Annotated in this window: 18 protein-coding genes and 1 tRNA gene; 13 read left to right on the forward strand and 6 right to left on the reverse strand. The window is 58.2% G+C overall.

Annotation, left to right across the window (positions count from 1 at the left end):
* The first annotated feature begins 11 nt into the window (after positions 1–11).
* The 5 genes from glpE to ACA066_RS26440 all read left to right on the forward strand — a co-directional run bounded on the left by glpE (position 12) and on the right by ACA066_RS26440 (position 6,807).
* Complete coding sequence (gene glpE, locus ACA066_RS26420) at positions 12–341, forward strand: thiosulfate sulfurtransferase GlpE (RefSeq protein WP_497697210.1); 330 nt, start codon at positions 12–14, stop codon at positions 339–341.
* A 297-nt stretch (positions 342–638) separates the two neighbouring features.
* A complete protein-coding gene (locus ACA066_RS26425) occupies positions 639–2,561 on the forward strand; it encodes a PrkA family serine protein kinase (RefSeq protein WP_214379233.1) in 1,923 nt (640 codons plus the stop codon).
* Positions 2,562–2,683: 122 nt separating this feature from the next.
* Complete coding sequence (locus ACA066_RS26430) at positions 2,684–3,955, forward strand: YeaH/YhbH family protein (protein ID WP_084318393.1); 1,272 nt, start codon at positions 2,684–2,686, stop codon at positions 3,953–3,955.
* Entirely contained in the window at positions 3,952–5,514 is a 1,563-nt protein-coding gene (locus ACA066_RS26435) for a SpoVR family protein (RefSeq protein ID WP_497697211.1), read from the forward strand. Before ACA066_RS26430 ends, ACA066_RS26435 begins: the two co-directional genes overlap by 4 nt.
* Before the next feature lie 63 nt (positions 5,515–5,577).
* On the forward strand, positions 5,578–6,807 hold the full coding sequence (locus tag ACA066_RS26440; protein WP_497697212.1) for a multifunctional CCA addition/repair protein: 1,230 nt from the start codon (positions 5,578–5,580) through the stop codon (positions 6,805–6,807).
* An 84-nt stretch (positions 6,808–6,891) separates the two neighbouring features.
* On the opposite strand, the gene folK is transcribed toward ACA066_RS26440, so the two are convergent.
* On the reverse strand, positions 6,892–7,410 hold the full coding sequence (folK, locus tag ACA066_RS26445) for a 2-amino-4-hydroxy-6-hydroxymethyldihydropteridine diphosphokinase (protein ID WP_497697213.1): 519 nt from the start codon (positions 7,408–7,410) through the stop codon (positions 6,892–6,894).
* A complete protein-coding gene (folB, locus tag ACA066_RS26450) occupies positions 7,401–7,757 on the reverse strand; it encodes a dihydroneopterin aldolase (RefSeq protein WP_008027044.1) in 357 nt (118 codons plus the stop codon). The genes folK and folB overlap by 10 nt, the downstream gene beginning before the upstream one ends.
* Before the next feature lie 74 nt (positions 7,758–7,831).
* Here folB and plsY point away from each other — a divergent pair, with 74 nt between their 5' ends.
* Positions 7,832–8,401 (forward strand): glycerol-3-phosphate 1-O-acyltransferase PlsY, encoded by a 570-nt coding sequence (gene plsY / locus ACA066_RS26455; protein WP_497697214.1) that lies wholly within the window; start codon positions 7,832–7,834, stop codon positions 8,399–8,401.
* Between the two features lie 23 nt (positions 8,402–8,424).
* On the opposite strand, the gene tsaD is transcribed toward plsY, so the two are convergent.
* Positions 8,425–9,450, reverse strand: a complete 1,026-nt coding sequence (gene tsaD / locus ACA066_RS26460) for a tRNA (adenosine(37)-N6)-threonylcarbamoyltransferase complex transferase subunit TsaD (protein ID WP_497399950.1) — start codon at positions 9,448–9,450, stop codon at positions 8,425–8,427.
* 199 nt (positions 9,451–9,649) lie between these two features.
* On the opposite strand from tsaD, the gene rpsU reads away from it, so the two are divergent.
* The 5 genes from rpsU (at position 9,650) to ACA066_RS26485 (ending at position 18,201) form a co-directional block, all read left to right on the forward strand.
* Positions 9,650–9,865 (forward strand): 30S ribosomal protein S21, encoded by a 216-nt coding sequence (gene rpsU, locus ACA066_RS26465; protein WP_002551877.1) that lies wholly within the window; start codon positions 9,650–9,652, stop codon positions 9,863–9,865.
* Positions 9,866–10,346: 481 nt separating this feature from the next.
* A complete protein-coding gene (dnaG, locus tag ACA066_RS26470; protein ID WP_497697215.1) occupies positions 10,347–12,326 on the forward strand; it encodes a DNA primase in 1,980 nt (659 codons plus the stop codon).
* A gap of 67 nt (positions 12,327–12,393) precedes the next feature.
* Positions 12,394–14,241, forward strand: a complete 1,848-nt coding sequence (rpoD, locus tag ACA066_RS26475; protein ID WP_497697216.1) for an RNA polymerase sigma factor RpoD — start codon at positions 12,394–12,396, stop codon at positions 14,239–14,241.
* Positions 14,242–14,362: 121 nt separating this feature from the next.
* Positions 14,363–18,109, forward strand: a complete 3,747-nt coding sequence (locus tag ACA066_RS26480) for a bifunctional diguanylate cyclase/phosphodiesterase (protein ID WP_497697217.1) — start codon at positions 14,363–14,365, stop codon at positions 18,107–18,109.
* A 15-nt stretch (positions 18,110–18,124) separates the two neighbouring features.
* Positions 18,125–18,201: transfer RNA gene (locus ACA066_RS26485), tRNA-Ile, on the forward strand.
* Between the two features lie 78 nt (positions 18,202–18,279).
* On the opposite strand, the gene ACA066_RS26490 is transcribed toward ACA066_RS26485, so the two are convergent.
* On the reverse strand, positions 18,280–18,585 hold the full coding sequence (locus tag ACA066_RS26490) for an XRE family transcriptional regulator (protein ID WP_497697218.1): 306 nt from the start codon (positions 18,583–18,585) through the stop codon (positions 18,280–18,282).
* On the reverse strand, positions 18,578–18,946 hold the full coding sequence (locus ACA066_RS26495; RefSeq protein WP_497697219.1) for a type II toxin-antitoxin system RelE/ParE family toxin: 369 nt from the start codon (positions 18,944–18,946) through the stop codon (positions 18,578–18,580). Before ACA066_RS26495 ends, ACA066_RS26490 begins: the two co-directional genes overlap by 8 nt.
* A gap of 492 nt (positions 18,947–19,438) precedes the next feature.
* On the opposite strand from ACA066_RS26495, the gene ACA066_RS26500 reads away from it, so the two are divergent.
* Complete coding sequence (locus tag ACA066_RS26500; protein ID WP_497697220.1) at positions 19,439–19,747, forward strand: DUF3077 domain-containing protein; 309 nt, start codon at positions 19,439–19,441, stop codon at positions 19,745–19,747.
* A 69-nt stretch (positions 19,748–19,816) separates the two neighbouring features.
* Here ACA066_RS26500 and ACA066_RS26505 read toward each other — a convergent pair whose 3' ends face one another.
* Positions 19,817–20,464, reverse strand: a complete 648-nt coding sequence (locus ACA066_RS26505; protein ID WP_497699966.1) for a peptidase M41 — start codon at positions 20,462–20,464, stop codon at positions 19,817–19,819.
* 207 nt (positions 20,465–20,671) lie between these two features.
* Between ACA066_RS26505 and ACA066_RS26510 the strand changes: the two genes are divergently transcribed.
* On the forward strand, positions 20,672–21,133 hold the full coding sequence (locus ACA066_RS26510; protein WP_162436249.1) for an Lrp/AsnC family transcriptional regulator: 462 nt from the start codon (positions 20,672–20,674) through the stop codon (positions 21,131–21,133).
* Positions 21,134–21,364: the final 231 nt, after the last annotated feature.

Consider the following 21,364-nt stretch of genomic DNA (forward strand, 5'->3'; position numbering starts at 1 on the left):
AGGAGCCCGCCATGAGCGAATTCAAACGCATCCCCCCAGAACAGGCCCAGGCCCTGCGCGAACAAGGCGCAGTGGTGGTCGATGTTCGAGATCCTGCAACATTTGCCGCGCTGCATATCGCCGGCTCGAAGCATCTGGACAACCATTCTCTGCACGTTTTCATTCAGGGCGCCGACCTGGATGCCCCGACGGTCGTGGTCTGCTATCACGGCAATTCCAGCCAGGGCGCAGCGGCCTACCTGATCAGCCAGGGCTTCTCTGACGTCTACAGCATGGATGGCGGTTTTGAGCTGTGGCGTACGACTTATCCTTCGGAAACAGCGCAAGGCACTTCCGAATAATATTTTTGTAACGCGCAAGCCCCCGGCTCCCGCGGGCTAGCGCGGTGGCAGACGAACGGTCAGCCACAACTAATTACGTATCCGCCCTTTACCTCCTGAATTCCCAACTATCCTTAAGCGCAGGCCATCCAAAACAGGGGAGAGCCGGTACACCGGCGCGCGGATCATCGGGAGTAGCTTTCGAAGTAGTCAGCTTCGAGAGAGTTCTGGGGGGTAAACAGCGACTGCCTGTTCGGTTGCTGCCAGCATCGACTGAATGATCCGGCGTCGGCTCCACGTATCGAGCGAGGTGACGTCATGAGTATCTTTAGCCACTTCCAACAACGCTTCGAGTCCACACGCCAGGAAGAACTCTCGCTACAAGAGTACCTGGAGCTGTGCAAAAAGGACCGCAGCGCCTACGTTTCCGCCGCCGAGCGTCTCTTGCTGGCCATCGGAGAACCGGAGCTGCTCGACACCTCGACCAACTCGAGGCTTTCGCGAATCTTTTCCAACAAGGTAATCCGACGCTATCCGGCCTTTGAAGACTTCCACGGGATGGAAGAATGCATCGACCAGATCGTCTCGTATTTCCGCCATGCCGCTCAGGGCCTGGAAGAGAAGAAACAGATCCTCTACCTGCTCGGCCCGGTCGGTGGCGGTAAATCGTCCCTGGCCGAGAAGCTGAAACAGCTGATCGAGAAGGTGCCTTTCTACGCGATCAAAGGCTCGCCGGTTTTCGAATCGCCCCTGGGTCTGTTCAACGCCACTGAAGATGGCGCGATCCTCGAGGAAGACTTCGGCATTCCGCGGCGCTATCTCAACACCATCATGTCGCCATGGGCCACTAAACGCCTGGCCGAATTCGGTGGCGACATCAGCCAGTTCCGCGTGGTGAAACTCTATCCGTCGATCCTCAACCAGATCGCCGTAGCCAAAACCGAGCCGGGAGATGAAAACAACCAGGACATCTCGGCACTGGTGGGCAAGGTCGATATCCGTAAACTGGAGGAATTCCCGCAAAACGACGCCGACGCCTACAGCTATTCGGGTGCACTGTGCCGGTCCAACCAGGGCCTGATGGAATTCGTCGAAATGTTCAAGGCGCCGATCAAGGTGCTGCACCCATTGCTGACCGCCACTCAGGAAGGCAACTACAACAGTACCGAAGGTCTGGGGGCGATTCCTTTTACCGGGATCCTGCTGGCCCACTCCAACGAATCGGAATGGCACACCTTCCGCAACAACAAGAACAACGAAGCCTTCATCGACCGGATCTACATCGTCAAAGTCCCGTACTGCCTGCGGGTCAGCGACGAAGTGAAGATCTACGACAAGCTCTTGTTCAACAGTTCGCTGGCGAAGGCCCACTGCGCACCCGACACGCTGAAGATGCTCGCCCAGTTCACCGTACTCTCACGCCTCAAGGAGCCGGAAAACTCCAACATCTACTCCAAGATGCGTGTGTATGACGGTGAAAACCTCAAGGACACCGATCCGAAGGCCAAGTCGATCCAGGAATACCGCGACAACGCGGGTGTCGACGAAGGCATGAACGGTCTGTCGACCCGCTTCGCGTTCAAGATTCTGTCGAAGGTCTTCAACTTCGATCCGCACGAAATCGCCGCCAACCCGGTGCACTTGCTGTACGTACTGGAACAACAGATCGAACAGGAGCAATTCCAGGCCGAAACCCGTGAACGCTATCTGCGCTTCCTCAAGGAATACCTGGCGCCGCGTTATATCGAGTTCATCGGCAAGGAAATCCAGACTGCCTATCTCGAGTCTTACAGCGAGTACGGCCAGAACATCTTCGATCGATACGTGCTGTACGCCGACTTCTGGATCCAGGACCAGGAGTATCGCGACCCGGAAACCGGCGAGATTCTCAACCGTGTAGCGTTGAACGAGGAATTGGAAAAAATCGAAAAACCGGCCGGCATCAGCAATCCGAAGGATTTCCGCAACGAAATCGTCAACTTCGTGCTGCGCGCCCGGGCCAACAACAACGGCAAGAACCCGACCTGGCTCAGCTACGAAAAACTGCGGGTGGTCATCGAGAAGAAAATGTTCTCCAACACCGAGGACCTCCTGCCGGTCATCAGCTTCAACGCCAAGGCCAGCAAAGAGGACCAGCAGAAGCACAACGACTTCGTCACACGGATGGTCGAGCGGGGTTACACCGACAAACAGGTACGGCTTCTTTCCGAATGGTACCTACGGGTCCGGAAATCGCAGTGAAGCAGCTGCAAGCTTCTAGCTACAAGCTGCAAGGGAAAAGCGGTTGAATCCCAGCCTCGGGAGTTAATGGCGCTTTCGCTTGCAGCTTGAAGCTTACGACTTGAAGCTCCCCGGAGGGGCCTATGAGCTATGTGATCGACCGACGTCTCAATGGCAAGAACAAGAGCACGGTAAACCGTCAGCGGTTTCTGCGGCGTTACCGTGATCACATCAAGAAGGCTGTCGAAGAGGCGGTCAGCCGGCGCTCCATTACCGATATGGAGCACGGCGAACAGATCAGCATTCCCGGCCGCGACATCGACGAGCCGGTGCTTCACCACGGTCGCGGTGGCAAGCAGACCGTCGTGCACCCGGGCAACAAGGAATTCACCAGTGGCGAGCACATTGCCCGTCCACCGGGAGGTGGCGGCGGCAGAGGCCCGGGCAAGGCCGGCAACTCGGGCGAAGGGATGGACGAATTCGTCTTCCAGATCACCCAGGAAGAATTCCTCGAGTTCATGTTCGAGGACCTTGAGCTGCCGAACCTGGTCAAGCGCAACCTGACCGGCACCGACACCTTCAAGACCGTACGCGCAGGGATCAGCAACGAAGGCAACCCGTCGCGGATAAACATCATCCGCACCTTGCGCTCCGCCCATGCACGGCGCATCGCCCTGTCCGGCAGCAGCCGGGCGAAACTGCGCGAAGCCAAAGAAGAACTGCTGCGACTCAAGCGGGATGAACCGGACAACTTCGGCGATATTCAGGAAATCGAGGCCGAAATCGAAAAACTCAGTGCGCGCATCCACCGCGTTCCGTTCCTCGATACCTTCGACCTCAAGTACAACCTGCTGATCAAACAACCCAACCCCAGCTCCAAGGCTGTGATGTTCTGCCTGATGGACGTCTCCGGCTCCATGACCCAGGCGACCAAGGACATCGCCAAGCGTTTCTTTATCCTGCTGTACCTGTTCCTCAAGCGTAACTACGAAAAGATCGACGTCGTGTTCATCCGCCACCACACCAGCGCCCGGGAAGTGGATGAGGAAGAGTTTTTCTACTCCCGCGAAACCGGCGGCACCATCGTTTCCAGCGCCTTGAAACTGATGCAGGAGATCATGGCCGAACGCTATCCAAGCAACGAGTGGAACATCTATGCCGCCCAGGCCTCCGACGGCGACAACTGGAATGACGACTCGCCGATCTGCCGCGACATCCTGATCAACCAGATCATGCCGTTTGTGCAGTACTACACTTACGTTGAGATCACCCCGCGCGAACACCAGGCCTTGTGGTTCGAATATGAACGCATCGCCGAAGCCTTTTCTGACACTTTTGCCCAGCAACAACTGGTCTCGGCCGGGGATATCTATCCGGTCTTCCGTGAACTCTTCCAGCGCAGGTTAGTGACATGACCGCCAAAGAGCAGAAGCGCCAACCCATTTCCACCGGCTCCGAATGGACGTTCGAGCTGATCCAGGCCTACGACCGAGAAATCAGCCGTATCGCGGCTCGCTATGCACTCGATACCTACCCCAACCAGATCGAAGTGATCACCGCCGAGCAGATGATGGACGCCTACGCCTCTGTCGGCATGCCGCTGGGTTATCACCATTGGTCCTACGGCAAACACTTCCTCAGCACCGAGAAATCCTACTCTCGAGGCCAGATGGGGCTGGCCTACGAGATCGTGATCAATTCGGACCCCTGCATTGCCTATCTGATGGAAGAAAACACCATCTGCATGCAGGCCCTGGTGGTGGCCCACGCGTGCTACGGGCACAACAGCTTCTTCAAAGGCAACTACCTGTTCCGCACCTGGACCGACGCGAGTTCGATCATCGATTATCTGGTGTTCGCCAAGCAGTACATCATGCAGTGCGAAGAGCGCCACGGCATCGATGCGGTCGAGGACCTGCTGGATTCCTGCCATGCGCTGATGAACTACGGGGTTGACCGCTACAAACGCCCTTATCCGATTTCCGCCGAAGAGGAACGTCGTCGGCAAAAGGATCGGGAAGAGCACATGCAGAAGCAGATCAACGATCTGTGGCGCACCATTCCAAAAGGCGCGGACAAGTACAGCGACAAGGACAACGCGCGCTTCCCCGCCGAACCTCAGGAAAACATCCTGTACTTCATCGAAAAACATGCGCCGCTACTGGAGCCGTGGCAGCGCGAGATCGTGCGCATCGTGCGCAAGATCGCGCAGTACTTCTACCCACAACGCCAGACCCAGGTGATGAACGAAGGCTGGGCGACGTTCTGGCATTACACCCTGATGAACGACCTGTACGACGAAGGCCTGGTCACTGACGGTTTCATGATGGAGTTCCTGACGTCCCACACCAGCGTGGTTTTTCAACCAGGCTTCGACAGCCCGTACTACAACGGTATCAACCCCTACACCTTGGGGTTTGCGATGTATCGGGACATTCGGCGCATGTGTGAAAGCCCCACCGAGGAGGATTACCGCTGGTTCCCGGACATCGCGGGCACCGACTGGCTGCCGACCATCAAGTTCGCCATGAGCAGCTTCAAGGATGAGAGCTTCATCCTGCAGTACCTTTCACCCAAGGTCATCCGCGACCTGAAGTTGTTCAGCATTCTCGATGATGACCAGAAGGACGATCTGCTGGTGCCGGCCATTCACGATGAAGATGGCTACCGCACAATCCGTGAAACCCTGGCAGCGCAGTACAACCTGGGCAATCGCGAGCCCAACATCCAGATCTACAGCATCGACCGCCGTGGCGACCGCTCCCTGACCCTTCGTCACCAGCAACACGACCGCAAACCGCTGGGCGAGTCTACCGAGGAGGTGCTCAAGCACTTGCACCGTCTCTGGGGCTTCGACATTCACCTGGAAACCCTGCAAGGGGATCAGGTGATGAAAACCCACCATGTTCCGCCCAGAAACGAGCACAGCGAAGGCGATTACGGCCGGCTGGACCTGGCCGTCATCCATCTTTGAACCTTTTTCGGCCTCCGGAAGTTCGACGCAACGGTTATTCTGTCGAGCTAACGGAGGTTTTTTATGCAGATTTATAAAGTCGGCGGCGCGGTTCGTGATCGCCTGCTGGGCAAACCTGTCACGGATATCGACTGGGTCGTGGTCGGGGCCACCACCGAAGAAATGCTCGCCAAGGGCTTTCGTCCGGTAGGTGCGGACTTCCCGGTGTTTCTTCACCCGAAAAGCGGTGAGGAATACGCCCTTGCCCGGACCGAACGCAAAAGCGGGCGCGGCTATGGCGGCTTCACCTTTCACGCCAGCCCCGAAGTGACGCTCGAAGAAGACCTGATCCGTCGTGACCTGACGATCAACGCCATGGCCGAAGACGATCAGCAGAAGCTGACCGACCCCTATCATGGCCAACGTGATCTCGAGGCTCGCTTGCTTCGTCACGTTTCCCCCGCGTTCGCCGAAGATCCACTCCGTGTTCTGCGTGTTGCGCGCTTTGCCGCGCGATATGCCGAGCTCGGCTTTACCGTTGCACCTGAAACGCTGGAGCTGATGCGTGAGCTCAGCGAGTCAGGAGAACTCGAAGCGCTGACGGCAGAACGCAGCTGGAAGGAAATTTCCCGCGCACTGATGGAAGATCAGCCACAAGTGTTCATCCAGGTGCTGCGCGACTGTGCCGCGCTGAAGGTGTTGATGCCGGAAGTCGACGCACTGTTCGGTGTCCCGCAGCCCGAAGCCCACCATCCGGAAATCGACACAGGCGCCCACACCTTGAGCGTGCTCGAACAAGCCGCACTGCACAAACAGCCGCTAACTGTGCGCTGGGCCTGCCTGCTGCATGACCTGGGCAAAGGACTGACGCCGGAAGAAGAATGGCCCCGGCACATTGCCCACGAACACAAGGGCCTGAAGCTGATCAAAGCAGTCAATGAACGCTTCAAGGCGCCGAAGGACTGTCAGGAATTGGCGCTGCTGGTGGGCAAATATCACACCCATGGCCATCGCGCTCTGGAGCTAAAGCCTTCGACCTTGCTGGAGTTGCTGCAGAGTTTCGATGTCTACCGTCGGCCGCAGCGATTTGAAGAGTTTATTGCAGCGTGTGAAATGGACGCGCGTGGGCGCAAAGGGCTGGAGCAGAGAAGTTATCCACAGGCGGATTATTTGCGTGGGGCGGCGAATGCTGCGCGAAGCGTGGCGGTTCAGCCGTTGCTGGAGAAGGGATTCAAGGGGCCGGAGTTGGGTGAGGCGATCAAGCGCGAACGGCTCAAGGCTTTGAAAGCCTACAAAGAGGCGGCGTCTGCCTGAAAAGCTTCGAGGGCAAGTCTCGCTCCTACGGGTGGCACTGCAGCCCTGTAGGAGCGAGGCTTGCCCGCGAAGGCGTCATCCGCCTCACAACAAATTCAAAGGGGTTAGCTGATCGCCTCGCCACTCAAACGCCACCGGCGCCAACACCTGATCAATCTGCGCTTCACTCCACAAGGTCGCAAAGCTTTTGCCCACACCCGGATGCACACGATCCGGCGCAATCAGCGACAACGGCCACAGCACAAAGGCATTTTTGAGAATTTCAGCCCTTGGCAGTATCAGGCCATCGAAGTTGCCCACCAGGTCACCGAACAGCAACACGTCGATATCCAGCGGCAAACCCCTGCGGTCCGGCGCATAGCGGCCATTGTCCGCCTCAATGAATTTCAACCGGCGGTCCAACTCCATCAGCGGCAGATCGGTGTAAGCCGAAACCACAAAATTGAAGAAGGGCCCGCTCTTGATCCCCACAGGCTGGCTTTCGAACACCGCCGAGCAGCGTATATCCACCAGAAAACCCGCCAGGGCTTCCAGGCCAGCCTGCAAATGGGTTTCGCGCTCGATATTGCTACCGAGCCCGAGATACACCTGAGTCAGCGACATCCGCGCTCGATCTCCACGCCCACACCACCGGTGGCCGCCGGGACGGCGCCTGGCTTGGTCAGTTTGAGGCGCATCCAGGTGATATTGAATTCGCTCATCAGGACTTCCACCAGTCGCTCGGCAAAGGTCTCGACCAGCTGGAACTGCGCCTGCTCGGCAAAGGCCTGGATGCGCGACGAAACGCTCGCGTAATCGAGCGCCAAGGTCAGGTCGTCACCGGCCGCAGCCGGGCGATTATCCCAGGCGAAGCTCAGATCAAGACGCAGGCACTGTCGGATGCCTCGCTCCCAGTCGTAGGCACCAATCACGGTGTCGACTTCCAGGCCCTCGATAAACACTCTGTCCAAGCACTCTTCTCCGCTGCACGACAAGGGCGCAATGCGCCGTTAGAATCAGGGCGTCCTCGCCCGGAATAGTTAGCATGTTTTGGTTACTGGCGACCTTCGCCTACCTGCTCGGCTCTCTGTCCTTCGCCATTTTGCTCAGCCGCCTGACCGGTAACCCCGATCCGCGAATGAGTGGCTCGGGCAATGCCGGCGCCACCAACATGTTGCGCCTGGCCGGCAAAAAACTCGCCATCCTGACCTTGGTCGGCGACCTCTGCAAAGGCCTGCTGCCGGTGTTGATCGCAGGCATTGCGGGCCTTTCGCTGCAAGAACAGGCCTGGATCGGCGTTTGCGCCGTCATCGGTCACCTGTTCCCCCTGTATTTTCGCTTTCGCGGCGGCAAGGGTGTCGCCACCGCCGCTGGCATGTTGCTGGGCCTTTACCCGCCTGCAGCCCTGTTGGCGGTCTGCGCGTGGCTGCTGACGTTCTACCTGACCCGCACCAGCTCACTCGCCGCCCTGATCGCCACACCGCTGACCCTGCCGCTACTGGCCTGGCAAGAGCCAGCGGCGTTGCTGCCCATGAGCGCGCTCACGGGCCTGATCGTCTGGCGTCATCGCGGCAATCTACGCGACCTGTTTGCCGGGCGCGAACGGCATTTTTAGATACCGGACGTGAGCGCCGCTCATCACAGCCCCGACAATTGCTCCATCGGCCAGCGCGCCTGAACGCTGATCGCCAGGCTTTCATGCTGACCGGCCTGCAAACGCTGGCAACCAGCGAACGCGATCATCGCGCCATTGTCGGTGCAGAACTCCGGACGGGCGTAAAACACATCGCCCTTCAGGTCGCCGAGCATTTTCTCCAAGGAAGATCGCAACGCCTTGTTCGCACTGACGCCGCCAGCGATCACCAGACGCTTCATGCCCGCCTGTTTCAGGGCACGCTTGCACTTGATGGTCAAAGTCTCCACCACGGCCTGCTGGAACGCCAGCGCGATGTCGCAACGGGCTTGCTCGCTGTCGTCCCCGGCGCTGACGCTCTGCTGCCAGGTGTTCAGGGCAAATGTCTTCAGCCCGCTGAAGCTGAACGCCAGGCCCGGGCGGTCGCACATCGGACGCGGGAAGGTGAAACGTCCTGCAACGCCTTGCTCCGCCAGACGAGCGATTTCCGGACCGCCCGGATAATTCAGTCCCATCATCTTTGCGGTCTTGTCGAAGGCTTCACCGGCCGCATCGTCAAGGGTCTCGCCCAAGAGCGTGTATTGACCGATCCCGTCGACCTGAACCAGCTGCGTATGACCGCCGGACACCAACAAAGCGACGAACGGGAATTCTGGCGGTTTCGACTCCAGCATCGGCGCCAGCAGGTGGCCTTCCATGTGGTGCACGCCAAGGGCCGGAATGCCCCAGGCAAAGGCCAGCGCCTGAGCGCAGGAAGCGCCCACCAACAATGCACCGACCAACCCGGGACCTGCGGTGTAGGCGATCGCATCGATCTCGGTCGGCACGCAGCCGGCCTCGGCCAACACCTGACGAATCAAGGGCAGCATGCGTTTGACGTGATCGCGCGAGGCCAGCTCCGGTACCACACCGCCATAGGCGCGGTGCAGGTCGATCTGGCTGAACAGCGCGTCGGCCAGCAGGCCGCGTTCACTGTCATATAATGCGACACCGGTTTCGTCGCAGGAGGTTTCTAATCCCAGTACTAGCATGGGTTTGCGCCTTGTTTAGGCTGAATTCGAAGGCGCGCATAATAGTCGCCATGCGATGCACCGACTAGCGGTTTTCGATCAGAGGCTTTGCATTCCGAGCGATGAGGGGTTAACATCCGCAACCCTTAAAAACCGACGTCTTCAAGTGCTCTTTTGCCGCGAGGATGTTGACCCCGGTAATGAATGAAGGTAGCTCTGGATGCCAGCCGTCAAAGTAAAAGAGAACGAACCCTTCGACGTAGCTCTGCGTCGTTTCAAGCGCTCCTGCGAAAAAGCCGGTGTACTGGCTGAAGTTCGTAGCCGCGAATTTTACGAGAAGCCAACTTCTGAGCGTAAGCGCAAAGCAGCAGCCGCTGTTAAGCGTCACGCCAAGAAAGTTCAGCGCGAACAGCGCCGCGCCGTTCGTCTGTACTAATACACAGACGATCGTAGCAAGCTTCTGCCAAGCCCGGCCCTCAGCCGGGCTAATGGCATTTGCGTAAAACGCTTGATGCTTCACCGTCAAAGCCGCACACGCGACCGAGACAAACCTGCTTCACAGCGTCAGACCTGGCTCTTTTGCCAGCGGTGCACGTCTTTTCTGACGAGCCTTCCAAGGCTACTGACGAGCACACCCACTGATTCCTCTCACGACGATCAGCCCAAGGCACCTTCTTGCGTGCCCGCTTATGAGCTTTCCGGGGCCATCGACTGGCCGCAGCGGATTCAGCGAAACACTTTCAAATAGTCGAATACTGATTGGTATTAACGTCAGTGGATTTTCGGCAGATACACTTCCCGATAGCGATTACGCAGACGACACTGGTCGAGCCGCACATTTTGCGCGCCTCAAACATCGACCCGCGTACGGCCGTACTTCGTTTCGGGTCCATTTCAGCGCAGATGACGAGAACGCCATGGCCGGGCTAATTCCCCAGAGCTTCATTGACGACCTTCTGAACCGCACCGACATCGTCGATGTGGTCAGCTCGCGCCTGCAACTGAAAAAGGCCGGCAAGAACTACACCGCCTGCTGCCCGTTTCACAAAGAGAAAACCCCCTCCTTCAGCGTCAGCCCCGACAAACAGTTCTATTACTGCTTCGGCTGTGGCGCTGGCGGTAACGCCCTCGGCTTCATGATGGACCACGACAACCTGGACTTCATCCAGGCTGTCGAAGAACTGGCCAAAGCCGCCGGCATGGAAATCCCCCGCGAAGAAAGCGGCCGGCCGCACAAACCGCGCCAGCCAACCGATTCGCCGCTGTACCCGCTGCTCACCGCCGCCGCCGATTTCTACCGCCAGGCACTGAAAAGCCATCCATCGCGCAAAGCCGCTGTGGACTACCTGAAGGGTCGTGGACTGACCGGCGAGATTGCCCGGGACTTTGGCCTTGGTTTCGCCCCGCCTGGCTGGGACAATCTGTTCAAGCACTTGAGCAGCGACACCCTGCAACAGAAAGCCATGGTCGATGCCGGCCTGCTGATCGAAAACGCTGAAACCGGCAAACGCTATGACCGCTTCCGCGATCGCGTGATGTTTCCGATCCGCGACAGCCGTGGGCGCATCATCGCTTTCGGCGGCCGGGTATTGGGCGATGACAAACCGAAATACCTGAACTCACCGGAAACCCCGGTATTCCATAAGGGCCAGGAACTCTACGGCCTTTATGAAGCACGCAAAAATAACCGTAACCTCGACGAAATCATCGTCGTCGAAGGCTACATGGACGTCATCGCCCTCGCCCAGCAAGGCCTGCGCAATGCCGTTGCCACACTAGGCACCGCCACCAGCGAAGAGCACTTGAAGCGACTGTTTCGCGTCGTGCCCAACGTGCTGTTCTGCTTCGACGGCGACCAGGCTGGCCGCAACGCCGCATGGCGAGCATTGGAAGCCACACTGCCCTGCCTGCAAGATGGACGACGGGCGCGATTCCTGTTCCTGCCAGAGGGCGAGGACCCGGATACGCTGGTCCGCTCCGAAGGCACTGACGCATTCCGCGCGCGAATCAATCAGCACGCACAGCCACTGGCAGATTATTTCTTCCAGCAGCTGACCGAGGAATCCGATCCGCGCTCGCTCGAAGGCAAGGCCCACATGGCCACCCTCGCCGCGCCGCTGATCGACAAGGTCCCGGGTGCGAACCTGCGCATCCTGATGCGTCAGCGCCTGACCGAAATCACCGGACTGAGCGGTGAAGCCGTGAGCCAACTGGTGCAAAGCGCACCTCAGGAAGCGCCACCCGCCTACGATCCAGGCATCGATTACGACGCCATGCCGGACTACAGCGACTACCATCAGCCGCAGGCACAAGAGATGTATGTGCCGCAGCAGGAATGGACGCCGAAGAAACCCGGCGCCGGCGGCAAGAAATGGGACAAGAAACCCTGGGACAAGAATGGCAAACGTGGCGGTGATCGCGATCAACCGAGTGCTCCGCGCACACCGATTGCCGTGGAAGCCCCGACACTGATTGCACTTCGCACGCTCATTCATCACCCGGAACTGGCTGGCAAGGTAGAAACCGCCGATCACTTCGCCAATGAGAGCAACACCTACGCACAACTGCTGGTGGCCCTTATCGAGGCTGTGCAAAAAAATCCTAAGCTAAACTCAATTCAGTTAATGGCCCGCTGGCACGGGACTGAACAGGGACGCCTTCTCAAAGCATTGGCGGAAAAGGAATGGCTGATTAAAGGCGATAACCTTGAACAACAGTTTTTAGACACCATTACTAGGCTATCAGCCGGTCAACACACCGACAGCCTTGAAGCACTTATCAGAAAAGCAAGGCAGCCAGGATTGACCGCAGAGGAAGCAAATCAGATCGCAAATCAGATGCGTGACCTATTAAAACGCAATATGGCCACACCAAACCCGACCTCAACTGGCGCGTGAGGTCATAGCTCAGGTATAATCCTCGGCTTGTTTTTTGCCCGCCAAGACCTTCAGTGGATAGGGTGTTATGTCCGGAAAAGCGCAACAGCAGTCTCGTATCAAAGAGTTGATCACACTTGGTCGTGAGCAGGGCTACCTGACTTACGCGGAGGTCAACGACCACCTGCCGGAGGATATTTCAGATCCGGAACAGGTGGAAGACATCATCCGCATGATCAATGACATGGGGATCAACGTATTCGAGGTTGCGCCAGATAAGGATTCCCTTATGCTGGCCGACGCCGATACCGACGAAGCCGCGGCCGAAGAGGCAGCAGCAGCGTTGGCAGCGGTCGAGACCGACATTGGTCGCACCACCGACCCGGTGCGCATGTACATGCGCGAAATGGGTACGGTAGAGCTCCTCACACGTGAAGGCGAAATCGAAATCGCCAAACGTATTGAAGAGGGCATCCGCGAAGTGATGGGCGCAATTGCGCACTTCCCTGGCACGGTTGACCATATTCTCTCCGAGTACACTCGCGTCACCACCGAAGGTGGCCGCCTGTCCGACGTCCTGAGCGGTTATATCGACCCGGACGACGGCATTGCGCCGCCTGCTGCAGAAGTGCCGCCGCCAGTCGACCCGAAAGCCGCTCCAGCTGCCGACGACACCGACGACGATGACGCCGAAGCGACGGATGACGAAGAAGAAGCCGAAAGCGGTCCGGATCCGATTATCGCGGCACAGCGTTTTGGCGCTGTCTCCGATCAGATGGAAATCACCCGCAAGGCGCTGAAAAAGCACGGTCGTGGCAACAAGCAGGCAATCGCCGAACTGTTGGCCCTGGCTGAGCTGTTCATGCCGATCAAACTGGTGCCGAAGCAATTCGAAGGCCTGGTCGAGCGTGTTCGCAGTGCCCTTGATCGTCTGCGTCAGCAAGAGCGCGCGATCATGCAACTGTGCGTTCGTGATGCCCGCATGCCGCGTGCCGATTTCCTGCGCCAGTTCCCGGGCAATGAAGTTGACGAAAGCTGGACCGACGCGCTGGCCAAAGGCAAAAGCAAATACGCTGAAGCCATTGGTCGCCTGCAGCCGGACATCATTCGTTGCCAGCAGAAGCTGACCGCGCTGGAAACCGAAACCGGTTTGACGATCGCCGAGATCAAGGACATCAACCGTCGCATGTCGATCGGTGAGGCCAAGGCCCGCCGCGCGAAGAAAGAGATGGTTGAAGCGAACTTGCGTCTGGTGATCTCCATCGCCAAGAAGTACACCAACCGTGGCCTGCAATTCCTCGATCTGATCCAGGAAGGCAACATCGGTTTGATGAAAGCGGTAGACAAGTTCGAATACCGCCGCGGCTACAAATTCTCGACTTATGCCACCTGGTGGATCCGTCAGGCGATCACTCGCTCGATCGCCGACCAGGCCCGCACCATCCGTATTCCGGTGCACATGATCGAGACGATCAACAAGCTCAACCGTATTTCCCGGCAGATGTTGCAGGAAATGGGTCGCGAACCGACCCCGGAAGAGCTGGGCGAACGCATGGAAATGCCTGAGGACAAGATCCGCAAGGTATTGAAGATCGCTAAAGAGCCGATTTCCATGGAAACCCCGATCGGTGATGACGAAGACTCCCATCTGGGTGACTTCATCGAAGACTCGACCATGCAGTCGCCAATCGATGTCGCTACCGTTGAGAGCCTTAAAGAAGCGACTCGCGAAGTTCTGTCCGGCCTCACTGCCCGTGAAGCCAAGGTTCTGCGCATGCGCTTCGGTATCGACATGAATACCGACCACACCCTCGAGGAGGTTGGTAAGCAGTTCGACGTGACCCGTGAACGGATTCGCCAGATCGAAGCCAAGGCGCTGCGCAAGCTGCGCCACCCGACGAGAAGCGAGCATTTGCGCTCCTTCCTCGACGAGTGATCACAAAACCCCCGGCCCAGGCCGGGGGTTTTGCTTTGTGCAGATAAAATCCCCCGCACTTCCCTCCCGCCGAATAGCCCGTCTACACTCGAAGCATTCCCCGAGCCATAACGAGACCGTTATGCCCAGACTGCCGACCGTGCTTTTTTTGCTGTCGCTGATGACCTGGACCGCAACGGCTGGCGCGCTGACTCTGACCGACGAAGAACGTAGCTGGCTGGCGGCCCACCCGGACTTGCGCCTGGGTGTCGATGCGTCATGGCCACCCTTCGAGTTTCGCGATGATCAGGGCCGCTATCAAGGCCTTGCGGCGGACTACATCGACCTGATCCGCCAACGCCTGGCTATCAAGCTCACGCCCATCGAACCCGTGAGCTGGACGGTTGTTCTCGAACAGGCCAAACAAGCCAGACTGGACCTGTTACCGGGCATCATGTCGACCCCGGAACGCCAGACGTACCTGTCATTTACGCGTCCCTACCTGGACTTTCCAATTGTCATTCTTGCCCACGTCGGCGGCGCTCAACCGCGCAAACTCGAAGACCTGTACGGCCTGAAAATCGCCGTGGTGGAAAACTACGCGCCCCATGAACTGCTGCGCACCCACCATCCCGACCTGAATCTGGTGGCGTTGCCTAACGTCAGCTCAGCCTTGCAGGCACTGGCGACCGATGAAGTGGACGCGGTGGTCGGCGATCTCGCCTCCAGCGTCTGGAGCCTGCGCCAGCTCAAACTCGACGGACTGTATGTCAGCGGTGAGACGCCCTATCGCTATCAACTGGCCATGGGCGTGCCCCGTGACAACAAGATTCTGGTCGGCATTCTGGACAAAGTCCTGGCGGATATGACCCCGGACGAAATCAGCACCATCCAGGAGCACTGGGTCGGCAACGTTCTCGATCATCGAACGTTCTGGTCCGACCTGCTGGTGTACGGCCTGCCGGGATTATTGCTACTGACGACGGTGCTCGGGGTAGTCATCCGGATCAACCGCCGCCTGAGTTCGGAAATCGCCCGCCGCGTCGACCTGGAACAGGAACTGCGCAGCAGCGAATACCACTACCGCGGGCTGGTGGAGAGTCTTTCGGCCATCGCCTGGGAAGCGCGGATCACCGATTTCACCTACAGCTACGTGTCGCCCCACGCCGAAGAATTGCTTGGCTACCCCTTGGCCCATTGGCTGATTCCGGGCTTCTGGCGCAACATCATCCACCCCGCCGACCTGACCCGTGCCCAGACATTCTGCGATCACGAAGTCCTGGCCGGCCGCGATCACAGCCTCGATTACCGAGTCATCACTGCCGACGGACGCTGCATATGGGTACGCGACATCGTCAGCCTGATCGAGCACGGGCATGAACCGGTGATGCGTGGCCTGATGATCGACATCAGCGAGGCCAAGCGCACCGAAGAGGCCTTGCGTCTGTCGGAACAGAAGTTCGCTTCGGTATTCCAGCAATGCCCGGACATCCTGGTCATTGCGCGACTCTCCGACGGCTGCCTGCTGGAGGTCAACGAAGCGTTTGAAGAACAGATCGGCCTCAAGGCAGAAGACGTCATCGGCCAGACCGCCACCGACCTCAACATTTGGGGCATCCCCGGCGTCGGGCCGGGTTTGTTGCAGCGCTTGCAGGCCGGCAGCATCCGTAACCTGGAGATGCCCTTTCGCCGCAACAATGGCCAGGTATTTACCGGCCTGATCTCTGCCGAACCCTTCGACCTCGACACCACCCCGGCGCTGGTGGTGGTCGTCCGGGATATCAGTCAGCTCAAGGAAACCCAGCAACAGCTGCAAACCTCCGAAGAAAAATTCGCCAAGGCCTTCCACGCGTCCCCCGACGGTTTATTGCTGTCCCGGCAGAGCGACGGTTTGCTGCTGGAGGTCAACGAGGGTTTCAGCCGCATTACCGGTTTCAACAGCGCGATGTCCGTGGACCGCTCGGCATTGGAGTTGGGGATCTGGGTCAATCTCAACGAACGCAAACAGATGCTCGACCTGCTGCATCGGGACGGTTTCGTCCGCGACTTCAGTTGCCATATCCGCCGCAGCGACGGGCAGATCCGCCTTTGCGAGGTATCGAGCCGTCCGCTGCCGATCGGCGATGAAGACTGCATGCTGACCATCGCCCGGGACATCACCGAGCGCCACCTGATGCAGGAAAAACTGCAACAGGCCGCGACCGTGTTCGAGAGCACCGCCGAGGGCGTGTTGATCACCGACACCCAGCAGCACATCAGCGCGGTCAACCGCGCGTTTACCGAAATCACCGGCTACAGCGAAAGCGAGGCCTTGGGCCACACCCCTCGCCTGCTCGCCTCAGGCCTGCATGACAGCGCTTTCTACGCGGCCATGTGGCATCAACTGACGGCCGAAGGGCATTGGCAGGGCGAGATTTCCAATCGGCGCAAAAACGGCGAGTTGTACCCGAGCTGGCTGACCATCAGCGCCGTGCGTAACCGCGACAAATTCATCACCCACTTTGTCGCCGTATTCGCGGACATTTCCAGCCTCAAGCACGCGCAGGCCAAACTCGATTACCAGGCGCACCACGACCCGCTGACGGGCTTGCCGAACCGCACGCTGTTCGAGAGCCGACTGCTGACCGCACTCAACAACCAGCAGGAAAACGGCGGCCAGGGCGCAGTGTTGTTCCTCGATCTTGACCGCTTCAAACACATCAACGACAGCCTCGGCCACCCGGTCGGCGACCTGCTGCTCAAGGGCATCGCCATGCGCCTCAAGGACCAGTTGCGCGACATCGATACCGTGGCGCGCCTCGGTGGTGACGAATTCATCATCCTGCTGCCCGGCCTGCAACAGTCGAGCGACGCCGACAACATTGCCACCAAACTGCTCAACTGCTTCTCTGCGCCATTCCAGGCTGGCGAGCACGAGTTCTTCATCAGTGCCAGCATTGGCACCAGCCTCTACCCCAAGGACGGTTGCGACGTCGCCACACTGGTCAAGAACGCCGACGCGGCGATGTACCGCTCCAAGGCCAAGGGCCGCAACCGGGTCGAAAGCTATACCCGCGACCTGACCGCTCAGGCCAGCGAGCGCGTCGCACTGGAGCACGAACTGCGCCGCGCCATCGAGCGTAATGAACTGTTGCTGCACTACCAGCCGAAAATCAGCCTGGACGACAATCGCCTGGTGGGTGCAGAAGCCCTCATCCGATGGCATCACCCGACCTTCGGCGCCGTGCCACCAGAGCACTTCATCCCCTTGGCCGAAGAGAACGGGATGATTCTGCAAATCGGCGACTGGGTGCTCGAGACCGCGTGCCGGCAGATGTACGAATGGAACCTGACTTATGAATGCCTCGGCCCATTGTCGGTCAACCTCGCCGGCGCACAACTGCGCCAGCCCAACCTGCTCGGCCGGATCGAACAACTGCTCAAGGACAACGGTCTTCAGCCCGGATTATTGCAACTGGAAATTACCGAAAACTTCATCATGAGCCAGGCCGAGGAAGCGCTGGCGGTGCTGCATCAACTCAAACACCTGGGCGTGCAACTGGCCATCGATGACTTCGGCACCGGCTATTCATCCCTGAGTTACCTCAAGCGCCTGCCGCTGGACATCCTCAAGATCGACCAGTCGTTCGTCCGCGGCCTGCCGGATGATCCCCATGACGCGGCCATTGTTCGCGCGATCATCGCGTTGGGCCGCAGCATGCAATTCACTGTGATTGCCGAGGGCGTGGAAACCTTCGCCCAGCAGCAATTCCTCGCGGAGGAAGGCTGCGAACAGATTCAGGGCTACATCGTCAGCCTGCCCTTGCCGCCGGACGAATTCGCCGCGACGTTTCTTCGTATAGCCGTATCGGATTTTTCGGATAGCACAGCCGAGAAACCGTCGCTATAATCCGCGGCCTACTGAGGGCCTATAGCTCAGTTGGTTAGAGCAGAGGACTCATAATCCTTTGGTCCACGGTTCAAGTCCGTGTGGGCCCACCAAACAAAAAAGCCGCGCTGAATGCGCGGCTTTTTCGTGTCTGAGTGGCTGGGTTTTTGTAGCACTGATTTTTGAGTCGCTCAGTTCGCAAAGTTTTCGATCTTTACCTGTCCCTCAGGAAAGGTCGCGATGATTTCCAGTTCACCGCCCATTGCGCGTATGTAGTTGCGCAACGTGCTGATGTACATGTCAGTGCGTCGCTCCATCCTGGAAATCGCCGCCTGATTGACATGCAGCGTCTTGGCCAGCGTTTCCTGGCTCAATGCCTGAGCCTGACGCAACTCGTGCAACGGCATTTCCGCTCGCAGTTTTCGAACCAGCGCGTCGACACGCTCTTGAGACTCAGGTGAGCGCCGCGCCACCAAATCAGCGAATTTTTTAGCCATTCTCATAGCCCTCGTTCTTCAAAGTTTCCAAATGCTCGTCGTACAGACGTTCGGCTAGCGGCACGTACTTCAGCAGATACCAACGATCCTGGCCGGTTTTATCACCGCCGATCAACAGAATCGCGCATCTCCGTGGATCAAAGGCGTACAGCACACGGTAGGGTCTACCAGCATGTTGCACCCTTAACTCTCGGAGGTTGCCATGCCGGGAGCCCTTGATATCGCTGGTGTAGGGAAAACCCAACAGCGGTCCGTCATCGCCTAGCAACATGACTGTTGCCTGTACGGAGTCCTGCTCTGCTTCGTTGAGGCGATCCCACCAGCCTTCAAATTCATCGGTGTATTCAATTTCCCAACCCATACCAATATGCCACCCAAGGAATATGATCTCAAGGGAATAACTCTAGGCTTTAGCGGCCATGCGACCACCTTGGTTGCCAATGAAATTGTTATCGATGGTTTCTGGTTAGATCTCGGTGTTCGGCGCGTGTCGTTTAGCGGTGTTTACTTAAAGTGTCGGAATACCGGATGACGTCCGCAGACCTTGTAGGCAAACTCCGAATCGTGCGTTTTGGGCACTTTGATGCCTTGTTGCGCCTTTCTTCGACGGGATAGGCTCCAGACGTCGCTGACCATTCAGCGATCGGGCTTGGAAACCCGTCGAAATGAATCGCAACAGCACCGCTTCAAGAATGACAGCTATAAAGCTTGCGCTCTTGATTTATGGCGGCTGTGCGCGGGACGTCTTCGGACGTGCCGGTTTCCTAATTTCCCGGTTTTCCAACCTGCGCATAGCCGTCACCCATTCGCTTGGAAACGAATGCGACGGCACTTCAAATTAGGAGTTTTCAACATGACAAAAACAAATCCGCTCCACCCCTCAGAACTACAAACCATCGGCCTCACCCCCTTCATCTACTGCTCAAACCAAGCACTGTTCCGTGTCGGTCGCGGCGTCCCCCTTGCCGATGCTCTGGCGCAAGCCTCCAATCTATTGTTTCTCGCCAAGGAACTGACCATGGACGCCGCTTACGCCAAAGACACCGACCGCCACGCCTGGGCCGCGCATTGCCTGACGTCGATGAGCAAAGCCGTGGTCGACGACGTGATGAAGGTGTTGGAGCACGGGCCTGATCGCACCGATACGAAGCCCAAAAAATAGCGGCCGATTGGCCATGGAATGAGCCCCGAGAATTCGGGGCTTTCACAGGATGTTCGGCGCTGCGCTGTCTTACGCCCAAACACCCAACGCTGGAATCGCCTGCACTGGCCGCAACCGCTCAAGCATTTCACGCGTAAAAACGACTTCATACGTATCCGCCGCCCTGCCCCACTGCTCCACGATGACCATGCTGTCGACCAGCACACTTCCCAATTCGGTAATCGTATCCGCCAGATCATCGACGATTTTTTGAGTCCGGCCCCATACGCGATCAGTCATCGCTTGAAGCTCAGCCGCAATACGGTCAGATGACGCAGGGGCCGTATCGGGACAGGTGATGTTGCGCAGCAAATGCTGTAACTCTTTTACTTTGGCGTAATCCTGTTCCGCCCCCTGCGCGCCTTTCAGGATGGCTGCTGCTTTCGACTTGTCGACGCGTTTCCCGGACGAAAGTGTTGAAGCTAATGTCTGCCCCATAACGCCAGCCAAGAGGACCATCATTCGCGCTTCCAAATACGTGGTCAGCGTTTCCATCGACGAAATCGGGCGCGCCAAGGTAATGGAGGCGCCCCCTTGATGCCTTAGGTCCATGGTCACGGACAGAGTCACGCCGCCCGTTGCAAACCCCAATGCGCGGGCCACGACGTAGTGGCCCATTTCGTGATTGGCGATCTGCAATGCGTGATTCCGCACAACGGAAGGCATCCTGTTTGTCATGTCCATCGCCTCACATCCCTCGATAGCCCATTCGACTACGCCTTACGGTTGGCGTCCATCGTGTTGTGCCCTCGCCTGAATCAGCCATTAACTGTTTCGTGACATCAGTGTCCTGGCAAACCAACGCCGAGGCGCCATCAAGCATCCGCAGTGCGAGCTGTGCCTGTAACATGCTGAACCATAGATCTGTATCGCTGGAGACCACCCTTGCCCGACATCCGCCCGCCCGTTCTCGACGAAATCGACCGCCAATTGATCGCGGCCCTGCAGATCAATGCCCGCGAAAGCGTGGCCATGCTCGCTCGGCAATTGGGCATCGCTCGCACCACTGTGACTTCGCGGTTGGCGCGACTGGAAAAGGCCAAGGTCATCACCGGTTACGGCGTGCGATTGGGCCAACGGGTGGTGGATGGCGGGTTGCAGGCGTATGTCGGGATCACGGTACAGCCGCGCTCGGGCAAGGAAGTGTTACGGCGGTTGAGTGCGATGGCACAGGTGCAGCAGTTGTGCGCGGTAAGTGGCGAATTTGATTATGTGGCGTGGTTAAGGACTGAATCGCCGGAGCAGCTGGATCAGTTGCTGGATCAGATCGGGAGTGTGGATGGGGTGGAGAAGACCACCACGTCGATCATTCTCAGCAGCAAGATTGATCGCGGGCAGCCGGTTTAAATGCGGTCCAAGGTGGGAGCGAGCCTGCTCGCGAAAGCGGTGTGCCAATGAAAATCAACATAACTGACACACCGCATTCGCGAGCAGGCTCGCTCCCACAGTGAACAGTGTGTATCAATAGATCGTCACTCTGATCTATTAATTAGCAAAACGACGACACATTGCGTCTTATTAACGTGTTCTACGCTCTCTAGAATGGCTGCCATCTTTTCCTATACTCAGACGCGCATC

It is taken from the genome of Pseudomonas sp. LBUM1651 (assembly GCF_059716135.1).

Excerpts from the sequence above, each read along its gene's own strand:
- ACA066_RS26425 (WP_214379233.1), top strand. The coding sequence starts at position 639 with ATGAGTATCTTTAGCCACTTCCAACAACGCTTCGAGTCCACACGCCAG.
- rpsU (WP_002551877.1), top strand. The coding sequence starts at position 9,650 with ATGCCAGCCGTCAAAGTAAAAGAGAACGAACCCTTCGACGTAGCTCTG.
- ACA066_RS26500 (WP_497697220.1), top strand. The coding sequence starts at position 19,439 with ATGACAAAAACAAATCCGCTCCACCCCTCAGAACTACAAACCATCGGC.
- folK (WP_497697213.1), bottom strand. The coding sequence starts at position 7,410 with ATGTCGCTGACTCAGGTGTATCTCGGGCTCGGTAGCAATATCGAGCGC.
- tsaD (WP_497399950.1), bottom strand. The coding sequence starts at position 9,450 with ATGCTAGTACTGGGATTAGAAACCTCCTGCGACGAAACCGGTGTCGCA.
- ACA066_RS26430 (WP_084318393.1), top strand. The coding sequence starts at position 2,684 with ATGAGCTATGTGATCGACCGACGTCTCAATGGCAAGAACAAGAGCACG.
- glpE (WP_497697210.1), top strand. The coding sequence starts at position 12 with ATGAGCGAATTCAAACGCATCCCCCCAGAACAGGCCCAGGCCCTGCGC.
- ACA066_RS26480 (WP_497697217.1), top strand. The coding sequence starts at position 14,363 with ATGCCCAGACTGCCGACCGTGCTTTTTTTGCTGTCGCTGATGACCTGG.
- ACA066_RS26440 (WP_497697212.1), top strand. The coding sequence starts at position 5,578 with ATGCAGATTTATAAAGTCGGCGGCGCGGTTCGTGATCGCCTGCTGGGC.
- plsY (WP_497697214.1), top strand. The coding sequence starts at position 7,832 with ATGTTTTGGTTACTGGCGACCTTCGCCTACCTGCTCGGCTCTCTGTCC.
- ACA066_RS26435 (WP_497697211.1), top strand. The coding sequence starts at position 3,952 with ATGACCGCCAAAGAGCAGAAGCGCCAACCCATTTCCACCGGCTCCGAA.
- ACA066_RS26490 (WP_497697218.1), bottom strand. The coding sequence starts at position 18,585 with ATGGCTAAAAAATTCGCTGATTTGGTGGCGCGGCGCTCACCTGAGTCT.
- dnaG (WP_497697215.1), top strand. The coding sequence starts at position 10,347 with ATGGCCGGGCTAATTCCCCAGAGCTTCATTGACGACCTTCTGAACCGC.
- rpoD (WP_497697216.1), top strand. The coding sequence starts at position 12,394 with ATGTCCGGAAAAGCGCAACAGCAGTCTCGTATCAAAGAGTTGATCACA.
- ACA066_RS26495 (WP_497697219.1), bottom strand. The coding sequence starts at position 18,946 with ATGGGTTGGGAAATTGAATACACCGATGAATTTGAAGGCTGGTGGGAT.
- ACA066_RS26505 (WP_497699966.1), bottom strand. The coding sequence starts at position 20,464 with ATGACAAACAGGATGCCTTCCGTTGTGCGGAATCACGCATTGCAGATC.